Origin of the sequence: Reinekea thalattae (assembly GCF_008041945.1) — a bacterium.
Classification (GTDB): domain Bacteria; phylum Pseudomonadota; class Gammaproteobacteria; order Pseudomonadales; family Natronospirillaceae; genus Reinekea; species Reinekea thalattae.
The window spans coordinates 294,042-309,302 of sequence record NZ_VKAD01000002.1; the positions used below are offsets into that span (position 1 = coordinate 294,042).

General features: G+C 46.5%; 13 protein-coding genes. 2 read left to right on the forward strand and 11 right to left on the reverse strand.

The genetic code is table 11. From position 1 onward, the window contains the following. Window positions 1-133 precede the first annotated feature (133 nt). From FME95_RS11690 to FME95_RS11710, 5 genes are all read right to left on the reverse strand, one after another. A complete protein-coding gene (locus FME95_RS11690; RefSeq protein ID WP_147714664.1) occupies window positions 134-1,198 on the reverse strand; it encodes a DUF1513 domain-containing protein in 1,065 nt (354 codons plus the stop codon). Window positions 1,199-1,203: 5 nt separating this feature from the next. Beyond that, window positions 1,204-2,088, reverse strand: coding sequence for a hypothetical protein (locus FME95_RS11695; RefSeq protein WP_147714665.1), 885 nt, complete (start codon window positions 2,086-2,088; stop codon window positions 1,204-1,206). A gap of 100 nt (window positions 2,089-2,188) precedes the next feature. Next, window positions 2,189-3,601: a di-heme oxidoreductase family protein gene (locus tag FME95_RS11700; RefSeq protein WP_147714666.1), complete on the reverse strand. Its 1,413-nt coding sequence runs from the start codon at window positions 3,599-3,601 to the stop codon at window positions 2,189-2,191. A gap of 138 nt (window positions 3,602-3,739) precedes the next feature. Then, entirely contained in the window at window positions 3,740-4,963 is a 1,224-nt protein-coding gene (locus tag FME95_RS11705) for an imelysin family protein (protein WP_147714667.1), read from the reverse strand. Between the two features lie 147 nt (window positions 4,964-5,110). Continuing rightward, window positions 5,111-5,899: a phosphatase gene (locus FME95_RS11710; RefSeq protein WP_147714668.1), complete on the reverse strand. Its 789-nt coding sequence runs from the start codon at window positions 5,897-5,899 to the stop codon at window positions 5,111-5,113. Between the two features lie 275 nt (window positions 5,900-6,174). Between FME95_RS11710 and FME95_RS11715 the strand changes: the two genes are divergently transcribed. After that, complete coding sequence (locus FME95_RS11715; RefSeq protein ID WP_147714669.1) at window positions 6,175-6,498, forward strand: hypothetical protein; 324 nt, start codon at window positions 6,175-6,177, stop codon at window positions 6,496-6,498. A gap of 79 nt (window positions 6,499-6,577) precedes the next feature. Here the strand turns inward: FME95_RS11715 and pflA are convergent, their stop codons facing one another. The 6 genes from pflA to hisB form a co-directional block, all read right to left on the reverse strand. Then, window positions 6,578-7,363, reverse strand: coding sequence for a pyruvate formate-lyase-activating protein (gene pflA / locus FME95_RS11720; protein ID WP_147714670.1), 786 nt, complete (start codon window positions 7,361-7,363; stop codon window positions 6,578-6,580). Between the two features lie 190 nt (window positions 7,364-7,553). Beyond that, entirely contained in the window at window positions 7,554-9,791 is a 2,238-nt protein-coding gene (gene pflB, locus FME95_RS11725) for a formate C-acetyltransferase (protein WP_147714671.1), read from the reverse strand. A 631-nt stretch (window positions 9,792-10,422) separates the two neighbouring features. Then, a complete protein-coding gene (gene pfkA, locus FME95_RS11730; RefSeq protein WP_147714672.1) occupies window positions 10,423-11,385 on the reverse strand; it encodes a 6-phosphofructokinase in 963 nt (320 codons plus the stop codon). A gap of 344 nt (window positions 11,386-11,729) precedes the next feature. Continuing rightward, the gene (gene hisF / locus FME95_RS11735) at window positions 11,730-12,488 is read right to left on the reverse strand and encodes an imidazole glycerol phosphate synthase subunit HisF (RefSeq protein ID WP_147714673.1); all 759 of its coding nucleotides are present in this window, start codon (window positions 12,486-12,488) and stop codon (window positions 11,730-11,732) included. A 35-nt stretch (window positions 12,489-12,523) separates the two neighbouring features. Next, window positions 12,524-13,174, reverse strand: coding sequence for an imidazole glycerol phosphate synthase subunit HisH (gene hisH, locus FME95_RS11740; RefSeq protein ID WP_147714674.1), 651 nt, complete (start codon window positions 13,172-13,174; stop codon window positions 12,524-12,526). Window positions 13,175-13,425: 251 nt separating this feature from the next. Beyond that, window positions 13,426-14,016 carry an imidazoleglycerol-phosphate dehydratase HisB gene (gene hisB / locus FME95_RS11745; RefSeq protein WP_147714675.1) on the reverse strand — a complete coding sequence of 197 codons (591 nt, stop codon included), beginning with the start codon at window positions 14,014-14,016 and terminating at the stop codon, window positions 13,426-13,428. A 387-nt stretch (window positions 14,017-14,403) separates the two neighbouring features. Between hisB and FME95_RS11750 the strand changes: the two genes are divergently transcribed. Next, on the forward strand, window positions 14,404-15,210 hold the full coding sequence (locus tag FME95_RS11750; protein ID WP_187265520.1) for a class I SAM-dependent methyltransferase: 807 nt from the start codon (window positions 14,404-14,406) through the stop codon (window positions 15,208-15,210). Window positions 15,211-15,261: the final 51 nt, after the last annotated feature.

Consider the following 15,261-nt stretch of genomic DNA (forward strand, 5'->3'; position numbering starts at 1 on the left):
GGAGGCGTATTAAACGGATTTTGCTTTCACTCGTCAATAGTTTTTTTGCTAAATCTTTGATTTTTAATTAAAAAAACCAGAAATTGTTTTATTAGTGTACAGCTTGGAATCTGTTTGCCTGCTCAGTGACCGATTAGCTTGGCCTATAGCTAAAGTGATTATCCCAGCGTACGTGCGAATTAATCCGTTGCTCGGCTAAATGCAGGTTACCGGTTCCGGTTCCTGCAATTGGGCCGACAGGGCTGTTGGCCAAAGCGCAAATATCCATGCTGAGTAATTGCTCCTGCAAGCTGAGCGTATTCATGTCGAATTCACCTAGCCAATGGCCGCGAGGGCTGGTGGCGACGATCGATGTATCCGTACAGGCGATGCTGCCGATATAGCCTTTTACTCGAGGCCAAAAGTCAGGCTCAATCTGAAAGGGCGTTAGCTGGTTGTTATTGAGCTTGAAGAGCAGCGCTGGTGATTGGCTAACATCCAGTTGATATTGTCCTGCAATATAGATATCGCCTTGATTTGAAGCGCACAAATGTCTCAGGCTTACACTGGCTTCTGGTGAGCTAACATAGTTGATCAGTTCTAAGTTGTCGGGGCTGATGCTGGCCAAGCCGCTTTCAACAGACTGTTTATTAAGCACTTCACGTCCGGCTGTTTTTAGGCCTCCAATGGCGACCCAAAGAGTGTTGTTTTTCAGCACCATCTGGTGCGGCCCCAATAGTTCGTAGCCGCGTTGCTCAACAAGAGAAAGCTGATTCGCCGAATTGTTAAATGCAAAACGTAATAGCTGCATGGTCGATTCGGCCGTATCACTGCCGGAAACAATAAGATTATCGCCATGCCACACAGCATGGCCGTTGAGTTTTAATGACGGCTCGACATCATATTGCGTCAGTACTTCACCGCTTAGCGCATTAAACATAACAAGATAGCGTTCTGGGCGGCGGGCAATGGCGACACCGATGGCGCGGCTTGGATGCAATGCAACTTCGTGACCGCGCGCAGGTAACGGGAATTGCCATTCTACGCGGCCAGTGAGGTCGACCGACGAGACACCATAATGGTCTTGGTCAAGCCGGCAGGTGCCAATAACGCTACCAAATGATGATGGTTGCTGATTTGTCGTCGCACGCGCCAGAGGCATTAAACCAACACTTGAAAGCGCTAATGCTTGAATAAAGGATCGTCGTTGCAGTCTCATTGTGATCAGTCTCCATCGAAATTATTGAAGCCGATAAAGATATCCAACTGGCTAGCAAGGTCATGCTCGACGTACTCTGCCAGCTCACTTAGATAGTCGCGATACGCTAATAGTGTTTCTAGCTCAGGTTTTTGTGCTGAAAACTCAAACGCTAGCAGTCGTTTTTGCCAACTGGCAAGCTGTGCATCCTGTTCGGCAAAGTAGTCGAAAAACAACTGCAGTTGTTCAATGAGCCCGAGTTGAATTGGCCAGCTACTGTCTGAGCGCCAACCGGGTGCTAGTTGCCAAATAATACGAGTATCGCGTGCGCTGATCTCCTTGACTTGAGAGTAAGCACTCAGCGCCGTGCCATGAAAGGCATTGACCATTTCAGCGGTTTCAAATTCATATAAGGATTGCAGTTCTAGCAGCTGTTTAGTCTGAACAATCTGATGGTCACTGATAAAGGTTAACCACTGGCAGCGCTGTTCAAGGCTAAAAGAGGCGTTTTTGGCGGCATCAGTGGCAATGTACTCGATTGCAGAAAGCGATTTGACTGCACTGGCCAATTGGTTCGCCGGTAATGCTTGAGGAGATTGTGACAGTGCCTGATTGAGCTGGCCGCGTAGCCGATCTTTTGGGTCAGGCCAGAAAACGTAACTGTATTCTGTTTGCATAAACTCTGCTGCCGGTAGCTGTAAACCCGCAATTTGGTACCAGCTGATGGCGGCTTCTTGCCAGTGCTCAGTGAGTGATTCAGCGCTTGGTGTTGACTGCTGACAGTAGTCGCTGATCGCTGAGTTTAATGATTGCTGGTGGTTTAAAAACTCTGCCAGTCGTTGATTCGCGAGCTCTTCTGCAGAGCTTAGGCTGCAAAGAAAAACAAGGGTCGCGGTGGTGATTTTTTTCATACCGGTGCTATTCCTGTTGGTTACAATAATTAGTGGTTTTTAAAGGCTGCCATATAAGCAGAGCTCGCTTTTATCAGTATTACTGCCATTTTAAAAAGCACTACAGCGATTCTAAAAAGGCTATTAGAGCGGCTCGCTGGCTTTTCGGCAACTGTACAAACTGTTGCTTACTGGCTTCTGCTTCTCCGCCATGCCAAAGAATCGCCTGCTCAATGGTTTCGGCTCGACCATCGTGTAGCAACGCCAATTGGCCGCTGACATCAATGTGGTGGCCCATTCCCCAAAGCGGCGGTGTTCGCCATTCTCGGCCATTGGCCAAAAATTCTTCACGATAATCGGCCAGCGCCTCGCCCATATCATGCAATAACAGATCACTGAATGGGTGAAAGGTTTGCTCTGAAAGCGCTGGTAAGGATGGGTTTTTAGCTGTGGTAAATTCGCTCACGTGGCACTGGCTACAGCCAATGTCGTCGAATAGCCGTTGGCCCAATTTAACCGATTCATCCTCACTATGCCGCTGCATGGGGACGGCCAAGTGGCGAGTGTAAAAAGTGACCGCCGCGAGCACGTCTTGCTGTAATTCCCAAGGTTCACCCTGGCGATTGCCATTGGGCTTTTGCAGGCAGTCGATCTGATGCTGGCTGCAATCATCGTTCGGCATGAGTTCGCTGGTAATGCCAATATCGCCTTTAAAGGCGGCAGCGTTCTGTTGTTCGAGTGTCGGCATGCCCGCTTTCCAACCAAACCGGCCAAGATTACTGGTTTGCTTGCGGATGTCCCAAACATAATTAGCCTTGCCAGAAATGCCGTCGCCATTGGCATCATCAGGGTCGGCATTGGCCAGAATCGCTGCTTCAGGAATCTGTTCTAATAAGCCAAGACCAATCATCTGCGGCGCAATACGGGCAGAGAATTGGGCGTTGTCGGCAAAGGCGCCGTAGTTTAAATCGGTAATGACAAATTCAGGTTGACGCAAACGAATGCTACTACCATCGGGGTAGCTAAAGGTTGAATACTGCCAATGAGTTTTAATTTTGCCTTCATGGGCGACATCAGGAATTGACAGGTCCTGTAACTGGTGGCCGTAAGTCGGTTCTGCTAACGGGCCGTAGAGCTTTTGTTGCGCAATATCCAATTCGCTTTCCGCTTTAACAGAAAGTCGAATAAGCATAGAAATAGCGCTGTCGTTTTCATCATTTGGCGCGTGACCGCGGCCATCGCCGATGTGGCAGCTTTCGCAGCCGTTGGTGTTGAATAGTGGCCCAAGTCCGTCGCGTGCAATGGTCGAGCTGGGCGCAATGACCCACGGATTTCGAAAAAAAGAATTACCAACGCTAAAGTCAACTTTATCCATGAGCGACAAGTTGGCGGCCGGTTGGCTGAATGCTGCGCTGTTCGGTGTTTGCCGAATCGTGGTTTGACCGCCAGTTAACGGCAGTTCCGCCATGCTTGGCTGGGTAAGCCAAAGAGCATTTATAGAGCAAAGTATCAGCAGCGTTCGTGTTGGCTTCATTAAGCACCTAGTGAAAATGGAAAACGCGGGCAAGCCCGCGTTTAAAATATCATCGTTTCAGTATCTGTGCGTTATTTAAAACGGTTTAGTCATAAACCGCGACAGCCATACTGAGTCGGTCAGTTCGATGATTCGCTTTTAAAACTCATGACCTGCGTCATCAGGAGAAAGCTGGTTAATGCCTAACGCTACAGCGACTTTTTCAATAGAAGCAGTTTCGCTGACTAGGTCGTTAATCGCAGCCGTTAGTAGGTTTTTACCCTGAGTGTTGCCTGGGGCAATCAACTGGTCGAAGGCAACACCGGCTTCGGCGCTTTTTACGATATTCGCCAGAGATGTTTCAGTTGCGCTGAACGCAGCATCAGCTTCTTGTACAAGCGCGAACTCGCCTTGACTCAACAGTAAATCACGTAGACCAGGAACCTGCACCATTTCACCGGTTGATGTGGTGTAACGACCGTAGTAGATGTTTTCAACACCCTTGCCGTTGTAGTAATGAGAAATGTGAGTGTTATCAGAGAAGCAATCGTGCTCGTCTTCAGCAGAGTTTGCTGTCAAGGCAACTTTGATACGTTCACCCGCCAATTCACCCAATGCTAATGAACCCATGCCGAACAACATTTTGTTAATGACTTCATCTGCCGGTAGCGAATAAAGTTCCGCGCGGTAGTTGTCATCATCCATGCTCCACTGCTCAACCATGAACTCTAGGTCTTCAACTAACAGGTCTGCAGCAGCGACTAAATATTGGCCGCGACGCTTACAGTTACCATTGGTGCAGTCATCGCCTGTGGCGTAGTCGGTCCAAGCACGTTCACCAGCGCCTGCGCCATTGCCGTTTAGATCTTGACCCCAAAGCAAGAATTCAATTGCGTGATAACCCGTCGCTACGTTGGCTTCTGATCCACCAAACTCATTTAATGCAGCAAGGCTTGAAGGTTTGATCTTGCTGATTTTGATATCGCCGACAACTTTGTTGGCAACAATGTTGGCGCTAGCACCTTCATTGCCTAGCTCAAACTCATAGCTGCTATCGACATAATCGATTAGGCCTTCATCAAGTGGCCAAGCATTAAGTTGACCTTCCCAGTCATCAACAACGGCATTGCCAAAACGAAAAACTTCAGACTGTTGATAAGAAGGGCGAGAGTTTAACCATGCCAGTTTGGCTTCGGCGAAAGCTTGCTCACTCGGGTTTTTAACAAAAGAGGAAACGCTTTGTTGTAGTGCCGTCGCAGTTGCAAGCGCATCGGAGTAGTTGCTGTAAGCGATGTCCGCATAGCCAGTTACTACTTGCTGTTTGTTGATTTCGGCGTTTGCCAGCGTGCCTGCTAATAGCAGTGGTAAAGCAGCGTATTTCATAGTCATTACCTTATAGGGGTGATTAGATGGTACGAATGATAACGGACTATAAGTTAAGACTATATGATAATGATTATCAATTTTATTTTATCTGACTCAGACAAAAGTACTAGTGTGATGTTGCCGCCGACCTTAGGCGTTAGGTCTTTATTCCGTGCTAGGCAGCTGTTGCAGCCAATCTTGTAACTCACCAACAACTGGGCGGCCATGTTGTTCTAAGAATCCGAGCAGGCTTTTAGGTGTACGGTTAACAATATTGTTTTCATTAAAGCCTTGTTGGGTTAAAGCTCCTATTGATCGTTCAAATAAACCGACATCAAGGCTGATATGGGCGTCACTGCCAACACAGACTTTCCAGTCATGCTTATCAATTAAAGAAATCAGTTCTAAACAATGCGGTTCAGAGCCTTTGCGTGAGGCTTTAAATGAGCTGTTGTTAATTTCGAAAACGACGTTGTTATCTTTTGCTGCGCGGATCACTTCTTCTTGATCAATCGGGTAGTTTGGGTTTCCTGGGTGGCCGATAATTTGAACATAGCCGCTTTCTATGGCACGAATCATTGCTTGGGTGTGCGTTTTCTTGTCTTGCGGTTTAAACACGGGCTCATGGAAGCTGGCAATGGCGATATCGAGTTTTTCATCTAAAAAGTCAGAAAGGTCAACATAGCAGTTTGCTTTTTCTGCATGCTTAAAAGGTTCTGGTAAAATATTGGCTTCAATGCCTCTTAACACCGCGATATTTTCAATGACGCGAGGGATAACTTTCATATTCGCAAAGTGCCAGAGATGCGGTGCATCGGGCATGCTCGGTGCGTGGTCAGTAATGGATATCAGTTGCAGCTGATTTTTTTGTGCGTCGCGAATATAGTCATGTACGTTGCTGTAGGCGTGAGTGCTGGCAACGGTGTGGCTGTGGGTGTCGCAGAGAATTTTCATAAACAAGCCTTTGTTGAGAGTAAGAAGTAATGACTGCCGAAGGTTTAAAGTATTTACTTGAGAGTCCTGGCTGCAAACTTTTTCAGCTCATTATGGCACGGCAGTCATAACAATTTCATGAATAAAATAAGAGCACAAATCGATGCTTTACTGACGGAGCGCAGTTGCAGTGGTTGCACTGAATAAGTCAGCGACTTACATTGGTTGGGCGCAGAGTTGTTCTTAGGTGAATAGCTGTTCTGGGCGCAGAGTAGATGTGTATTTTGGAGGTTGATATGGACGAAACGAAAGTCATTAGTTTGCAAGCCAAAAAAGCCGAAGCCGCGGGTGTCCACCCTGAGTTAGCAGAGTTGATCAGTCAATTGAATGGACGCTTTGCTATTCAGATCGATTTAACCGATGAGCGGCTGGATCGCTTTAAGCAAATTTACCCAGCGCTTAATGAAGCAGCACAACAAGGGCATAAGTTCAGCGTTGAGTCGGATGATAGAGAAATAGTGGCTGCGTTTAATCGAGGCGTCGAGGTTGGTAAAGCGCAAATGATGACAGACGTTATTGTTTGCTTGTTAGAACAGGACGGTCTCATTCAGCGTAGCTAATGTTAATGACACCGGCCTGTGTTGTAAAAGCCGACCTGTTTTATAAAAGCCGAGTTTTTATAAAAATAGTAAGCAAAGATTATCGAATGGTTTTAATACCATAGCTTTCAAAAACAGCCTGAATGTCATCCATTTTTTCTTTCGGTGGCGGCTGTAGCCCTTCCAGTGGATATTCTAATCCAAGTGCTTTCCACTTATGAGTGCCTAGGTTGTGGTAGGGCAGCAGCTCTAAGTTCTCAACGTTGCTCATTGGCGCTAAGAACTGAGCCAAACCATGTACATCGTCTAAATCATCGGAATAACCGGGCACGACCACGTAGCGCACTCGAGCTTTTTTATCGATGTCCGCCAAGTGTTGTGCAAAACGAAGAGTTCGGTGATTTGAAACGCCGACCAGCTGGTGGTGTTTTTTATCATCGATGTGTTTGATGTCCACCATGATGAGATCACTTTGCTCAATCATTTTGTTGGTTTCTTCATTGTAAACGCCGACGTAACCATTGGTGTCTAAGCAGGTGTGAATACCGTGCTCTTTTAGCTTTTGGAACAGCAGGCCGACATAGGCAGCTTGTAGTACTGGCTCGCCACCAGTCACTGTTACACCGCCACCACTGGCGTCCATAAATTTCGCATAGGGTAATATCTGCTCTACCATATCGGTTACAGTGTACAGTTCACCACCGTCTAAATCCCAAGTGTCGCGGTTATGACAATACTTACAGCGGAATAAACAGCCTTGTAAAAACACAACAAAACGAGTGCCTGGACCATCGACGGTGCCGAAGCTTTCTATTGAGTGTACCCGACCGATAAGTTCGTCGGCGTGATACTTAGGAATGTTTAAGACTGGGATGTTATTGCTCATGGTTTTTCCTAGCGTTTGTACGCCATTAATGTAACAAAATTACAGGCCTCTGTATTGCGTAAAATCAGCACAATCGATGCTGGCGTTACTGTTAAATTAAAATGTAAAAACTCTTACAACGCCGACTAAAAAGGCCATGCAATAAAAAAGGGCACCGAAGTGCCCTCTGTGTTTTATCGCTTACCGCGGCTTAGATTTGGCCGTGGAAGGTACGGTTAATAACATCCATTTGCTGCTCTCGAGTCAGCTTGACGAAGTTCACCGCATAGCCGGAAACACGAATGGTCAACTGTGGGTAGTTTTCAGGGTGTTCCATCGCATCTTTTAACATGTCTCGGTTTAACACGTTAACGTTGATGTGGTGGCCTGCTGAACCAAAGTAACCATCAAGCATACCGGTTAGGTTGCTGGCTTTACCTTCTTCTTTACCTAGTGATTCAGGTACCAAAGACATGGTGTAAGAAATACCGTCTTCTGCATCGTCGTACGGAAGTTTAGCAACCGATAACAATGAAGCCAAAGCGCCTTTTTCATCACGACCGTGCATTGGGTTAGCACCAGGTGCAAACGGTTCGCCTGCTTTACGGCCGTCTGGAGTGTTACCTGTTTTCTTGCCGTAAACCACGTTAGAAGTAATGGTCAAGATAGATTGTGTTGGCGTTGAATTACGGTAAGTCGGAGTTTGACGAACCAGATCCATAAAGCGAGTTACAATCTGTTGAGCCATGCTGTCAACGCGGTCATCGTTGTTACCAAATTTTGGATAGTCACCTGAAATTTCGAAGTCAGTGACATAACCATCTTCGTTACGAATGGCTTTTACTTTGCCGTATTTAATGGCAGAGAAAGAGTCAGCAACAACAGAAAGGCCTGCAATACCACATGCCATTGTGCGGTAAACATCACGATCGTGCAGTGCCATTTGAGCCGCTTCGTAAGAGTATTTATCGTGCATATAGTGAATAACGTTCAGTGTATTGACGTAAACACCAGCAACCCATTGCATGTATTCGTCGAAACGGTTCCAAACTTTATCAAAGTCTAGGTACTCATCGGCTAATACGTCTTTCTTAGGACCAACTTGCAAACCAATTTTCTCATCCATACCGCCGTTGATTCCGTACAGCATGGTTTTAGCTAGGTTACAGCGAGCGCCGAAGAACTGCATTTGCTTACCAATACGCATGGCAGAAACACAGCAAGCAATGCCATAGTCATCACCAAATTTACCAATCATGAGGTCATCGTTTTCATATTGGATAGAGCTGGTGTCAATAGAGACTTTAGAGCAAAAATCTTTAAAGCCTTTAGGCATTTTTTCTGACCAAAGAACGGTAAGGTTAGGCTCAGGTGCCGCATCCAAAGTATAAAGCGTGTTTAGCATACGGAAGCTGCTTTTTGTTACTAGCGTACGGCCATCTTCGCTCATACCACCGATAGACTCAGTTACCCACGTTGGGTCGCCAGAGAATAGTTGGTCGTAATCTGGAGTACGTAAGAAACGAACCATACGAAGTTTAATCACTAGGTCGTCGATCATTTCTTGTGCATCGACTTCGTTAATTTTACCTGCTGCAATATCACGCTCAATGTAGATATCTAAGAAGGTAGAAACACGACCAAAGCTCATTGCAGCGCCGTTTTGGCTTTTTACTGCAGCAAGGTAGGCAAAGTAAGTCCACTGAATTGCTTCTTTTGCATCGACAGCAGGCTTAGAAATATCGAAACCGTAGCTGGCAGCCATTTCTGTCATTTCAACAAGCGCTTTAATTTGCTCTGAAATTTCTTCGCGTAAACGAATAATTTCTTCGCTGCTTAATTCGCTATTCAAAGAGGCTTTTTGTGCTTTTTTATCAGCAATAAGGACGTCTGTACCGTAAAGAGCAGCACGACGATAATCACCAATGATTCGGCCACGACCGTAAGCATCCGGCAAGCCTGTAACAATACCTGCTTTACGGCACTTCAACATATCAGGAGTGTAAGCATCGAATACACCTGCGTTGTGTGTTTTACGGTATTTGGTGAAAATTTCTTTAACCTGTGGGTTGAGTTCGCGATCGTATGCTTCGCAAGAAGCTTCAACCATACGGATACCGCCGTTAGGAATCATGCCGCGTTTTAGAGGTGCATCAGTTTGTAAGCCAACGATAACTTCTTTGTCTTTGTTGATGTAACCAGCTGCATGAGAAGTGATAGTGCTTGGAACTTCGGTGTCAAAGTCGACAGGTGCTTGAGTTTTTTGCTCAATGCTGACTAGCTTCATGACATCGGCCCAAAGCTCTTTGGTACGCTCTGTCGCACCAGCTAAGAAGTCGTCACCGCCTTCATAAGGAGTGTAGTTAGTTTGGATAAAGTCGCGTACGTCGACAGACTCTTTCCAAACGCCATCTTTAAAACCAGCCCAAGCTTGATTTGTATCGGTCATAGGGTGTTCTCCGCTAAGTTACTAAAAATTAAAAAGTTAAAATTCTGAAACAGTTAACGTATTAACCTGTTTAAAAAATTAATAGTGTGAGCGGTTGAAGGCATAAAAAGAGTCGGGGGTTGCGATGATTTATCGAGACTGGAGATTCCAGATAAACCAAATTAGGCCAACACAACCCAGTATCGCATTCCCCGAAAACCGGAGGTTAAGAATTAACCCTTACCGGAGAGAGTGATACCAGACTACCTTAATTTGCATTTGGCTGGTTGATTTGTATCAACGATACAAACGAACTAACAGGTCTTAGATACCGCTTAAAATCTTGTTAGTTGCATAGCCAAGTGAGTTCAACACGCTCTGCAAATTCATTGAGGTTATTATCAACTAGGCCTTATTACTAAAGTTGACATGTATCAATTTTAGCGCCGCTAAGGCTGTTTTCTCGATCGAATTTCGGCGTTTTTTTTAACAGAAAATAGCGCTGTGGCGAACTTAAAAAGGCAGCGAATTTTCGCTTGCATTCGGTGCGGTTTGACCTTCGTTTTAAGCAAAAAAGGAGCTGTTAAAGCTCCTATGAAATTGCCGGCTATACACGAGGGTATGCTTTAGCTTTCTCGGTTGTTATATAGGCTTAGGCTAAAGTTTTTGTCAGGTCGTAAATGTCCTGCTTAAACGGCCTCGGCATGTTTTCAATGGCGTCGATAATGTCGTGGTGCACCAATGTATTACTCTGAATACCAACGCAGCGGCCGCCTTCGCCTTTGATCAGGAGCTCTACAGCATAGGCCCCCATTTGGCTGGCCATAATGCGATCAAACGCGACTGGCGCGCCACCTCGCTGGGTATGGCCTAAAATGGTTGCTCGAGTCGAAAGCCCTGTCGCCGCTTCAATCTCGTTAGCGAGCTTATTAACATCGGTGGTGTGTTCGGTAATGGCGATAATGGCATGCTTTTTACCAGATTTTACATCTTTGCAAATAGAGTCAACCAGCTCGGCCTGATTGAATTCTTTTTCAGGGATAACGGTGAATTCTGCACCGCCACCAATGGCAGCCATCATGGTTAGGTCACCACAGTGACGCCCCATGATTTCAACAATAGAAATGCGGTTGTGAGAAGAGCAGGTATCTCTAAGTCGATCGATGGCATCCAGCACAGTGTTTAATGCAGTATGAAAACCAATAGTGTAGTCGGTACCAGCGATGTCGTTATCAATTGTGCCGGGCAAGCCAATGCAGGGATAGCCCATTTCGGTGAGCTTTTTTGCGCCCATGTAAGAGCCGTCACCGCCGATCACAACCAGTGCCTGAATATCATGCTGCTTTAAATTTTCGATCGCTTTTTCGCGGGTTTCAACTTCTTTAAATTCTGGGAATCGAGCTGAGCCTAAAAAGGTGCCGCCACGGTTAATCATGTCGGAGACGTCATGGCGTTTGAGCTGCTCAATTTTATTTTGATACAGGCCTCGATAGCCGTCGTATACGCCATACACTTCAATGTTTTTTGAAAGCGCGGTACGCACAACCGCGCGCACAGCTGCGTTCATTCCGGGGGCATCACCACCGCTGGTTAGTACGCCTATTCGTTGAATCATAGTTAAACTGCCTCATGTTAAAATTATTAGTCGTAGTTTAGCTGCGAACTGGCAAGCGCGAGGCTCTAAAAAAGGAGTCGGCCTGCTGAGTTGTTATTGTCGTTATAGATACTGTCGTTATGGTTTCTGTTGTTATAAAAGTTGCTTTCATTTATCGCTTTGATTCTAGTGGCTTGTTCATGCGATTGGTAGTCGATGCTTAGGGTTTACATCATCCTGTGTCTGCCAGCGCCGATTTGGCGCTGACGAGCAGCTATTGATAGCGGTTTAGCATGTCAGAACGATGACTATAGCTTGTTTTAATGTGTCTCGCTTAAACCTGCCATGCTTAAAGAATCGCCCGTTTAAAGGCGAACCTCAATGGCGTTTTTCGCCATGTCTTGCTTGGCTTGTTCAATTGTAAATTCACCAAAGTGAAAAATACTGGCAGCTAAGACAGCATCAGCATGCCCCTGCAATACGCCTTCGCTGAGATGCTGCAAATTACCAACACCACCACTGGCGATGACCGGGACGCTAACCGCGTCGGCAACGGCACGGGTTAATGCGATATCGAAGCCTGTTTTGACGCCGTCGCAATCCATGCTGGTGAGTAAGATCTCACCGGCGCCAAATTGTTCCATCTTAACCGCCCAATCAACGGCATTGATGCCGGTTGGTTTACGGCCGCCGTGGGTAAATATCTCCCAGTGGTCATCAACCTTTTTGGCGTCAATGGCCACGACAATGCATTGCGCGCCAAAACGCTGCGAGGCTTGGCGAACAAACTCAGGGTTACTGATGGCAGCTGAGTTGATCGATACTTTATCGGCACCGGCATTAAGCATAGTGCGAATATCATCGATCGTTCGGATGCCGCCGCCTACAGTTAGCGGAATAAATACTTGGCCTGCAATGGCTTGCACCGTTTCGATCATGGTGCCGCGACCTTCGTGTGTGGCGGTAATGTCAAGCATGGTGATTTCGTCAGCGCCCTGTTCGTTATAGCGTTTCGCAACCTCGACAGGGTCGCCAGCATCGCGGATGTTGACGAAGTTAACGCCTTTAACGACGCGACCTTGGTCGACATCTAAGCAGGGGATTATTCGTTTTGCCAAGGGCATAAGGTGACTCCTGTTGCCAATAAGCTGTTTGTTAGTTACAGCTGACCGTTCCACTGGGTGAAGTTTTTTAGCAGCTGTAAGCCTGCTTGGTGGCTTTTTTCTGGGTGAAACTGCGTGGCATAGATGTTATCGCGATAGATCATCGCTGCGAACTCGTTACCATAATGGCTACTGCCAGCCGTGTAATCGGCTTTAGCTTGAGCATAAAAGCTGTGTACAAAGTAAAAACGGCTGCCGCTTTCAATGTTATGCCACAGCGGGTGATCAACGCGCTGGTGTACATGGTTCCAACCCATGTGCGGTACTTTTAACGGCAAGCCTTGTTCGTCAACCAGCCCTTTGGTGAATTGCTGAACGTCACCATCAAAGTGGTTTAAACAGTCAGTACCGTCATTTTCATCACTGCTTTTTAGCAGTGCTTGCATGCCAACGCAGATGCCGAGTAAAGGTTTACCTGACTCGATAGTGGATTGCACCACGGTATCGACCTGTTGCTGGCGGATTTCTGCCATACAGTCTCGAATGGCACCGACACCAGGTAGGATAACGTGATCGGCATTGCCGATAATGTCTTTGTCTGAGGTGACGACAACAGAAAAGTTTGGCGCGACGTGTTCAATCGCTTTGGCGACCGAATGCAGGTTGCCCATGCCGTAATCGATAATAGCGAGTTGCTGAGTGCTCAAGGTAGGCTCCAATGTGTCAATTGGGTGTTTTGTCTGAGATCGCCTGATAAGACAACCGACCTAGAGGAAAGCACCCAAGAGGAAAACATTCTATAGAAGGCACCGCAGCAGTAGCGGTGCCGACTTAGTTAGTGCTTGTTAATTCGTATTAGCTTGCTTTAGTTATTAAGTTAATGCTGATCGATTTGCTGGTTAAATGAAGTGGCCTTACACGGCCACGGGTGAGCAAAATAACGACAGCACAAAAATAACTATAGCGACCCTTTAGTTGAAGGGATTACGTCAAGCTGACGTTCATCGGCTTCCAACGCCATACGCACAGCACGACCAAAGGCTTTGAAGATCGTTTCTGCCTGATGGTGGGCATTGCTGCCCTTTAGGTTATCGATGTGCAGAGTGACAAGCGCGTGATTGGCAAACCCTTGGAAAAACTCTGAAAACAGCTCAGTGTCGAAGGTGCCGATCTTGTCGCGGGTAAAGTTGCAATCGAAGTGCAGACCTGGACGGCCAGAAAAATCGATAACCACGCGCGATAAGGCTTCATCTAAAGGTACATAGCTATGGCCATAGCGCTGAATACCTTTTTTATCGCCAACCGCTTCTTTAAAGGCTTGGCCTAAGGTGATGCCTAAGTCTTCAGCGCTGTGGTGATCATCAATGTAGTTGTCGCCCTGACAGTTAATATGCAAATCGATCAAACCATGACGAGCAATCTGATCCAACATGTGTTCAAGGAACGGCATCGATGTATCAAGCTCAGTTTTACCCGTTCCATCTAGATTGACGGTGACGGTGATTTGAGTTTCATTGGTTTTTCTTTCGATAGTCGCCTGGCGGCTCATATTACTCTCACTTTCGGACGGTAGAATGTTAACACTCTGATCTATCGGCTTAGATAGACTTAGCTTAAGCTGATTGTTAAATTGGCTGAAGCTTATTATATAAGTATGCTACCGAGCAAAACCAGCCTCGAAGTAGCATGTTGAAGTAATTTATTGCTGTTCAGGTCTCGGTTAATGGCTTAGCCGTTTGTTGTCCGCTATTCGTGAGCGGCCAGCTACAATCGATTCAGCCAATAGGATCAGCGCAGCAAAGCACTCAAGCCTTATTAACTCAGGCCAATCGCGTGCAGGGCATAACAATAACAAGCCCATGCTGCAAAGACGAGCAGCTCAGAAAAAATAGCCTACAACGATAACTAACTATTGATGCCATGGGAGTATCTAACCATGATGGCCTTTGAATTAAACGGCGGTGTTGAACTAGAAATTCAAACCCGTTTACGGCTGTATGACTTTTCTACCTCTGAACAGGTGTTTTTTGAATGGCAAGCCGGTCTGCTAGGTACCTTATCAAATAAACGTGTATTGGAACTTGGCTGTGGTGATGGCGATCTGTGGCGCTATTTGCTGCCTCGATGGAGTCGCTGTGACATTTTGTTAACTGACATCGACAGTCGCATTCTTGATGTGGCTCAGCGTAATGTCTCCAGCGTGGCGCAAAGTGATCACCATATTCGTTACCAGTCTTTAGACTTCAACCGGCTGTCGGAATGCTCAGAATCCGGCTTTGATGTTATTATCGCCAACCATAACCTTTTTTATGCTGACAACCTGTATCGTTTGCTGGCTGAAATAGCCGTTTCACTCAATGACGGTGGCGTGCTGATCTGTTCGACAATGGGAGCGAAGCACCTGCATGAATTACAATCCTTGCTGGCTCGGTATCAACCGAAAATGCATTGGCCGACTGGTCATTTAGCCAGCCGATTTGGCTTGGATAATGGTTATCAGGCTCTGGCCAGCCTGTTTGGTCGAGTTGATCAGTTCGAATACGATAATTACCTCAACCTACCTAGTGCTGAGCCGATTCGAGTCTATTTACAAAAACGCTTGCACGGTGCTGATGCTGATTGGTTAGCTGAGCACTGGCCGGAGCTTGAAAGCGTTATTCGTCAGCAGATAGAGCAAAAAGGCAGTTATCGCTTAACGCCGAATGCCGGCTTTTTTATCGCGCGCAAAACGAGCCGACCTTAAGGCTCGCTTCACATTTAACGACAGCGACCGGTGCAATGGAAATGCTAAGTG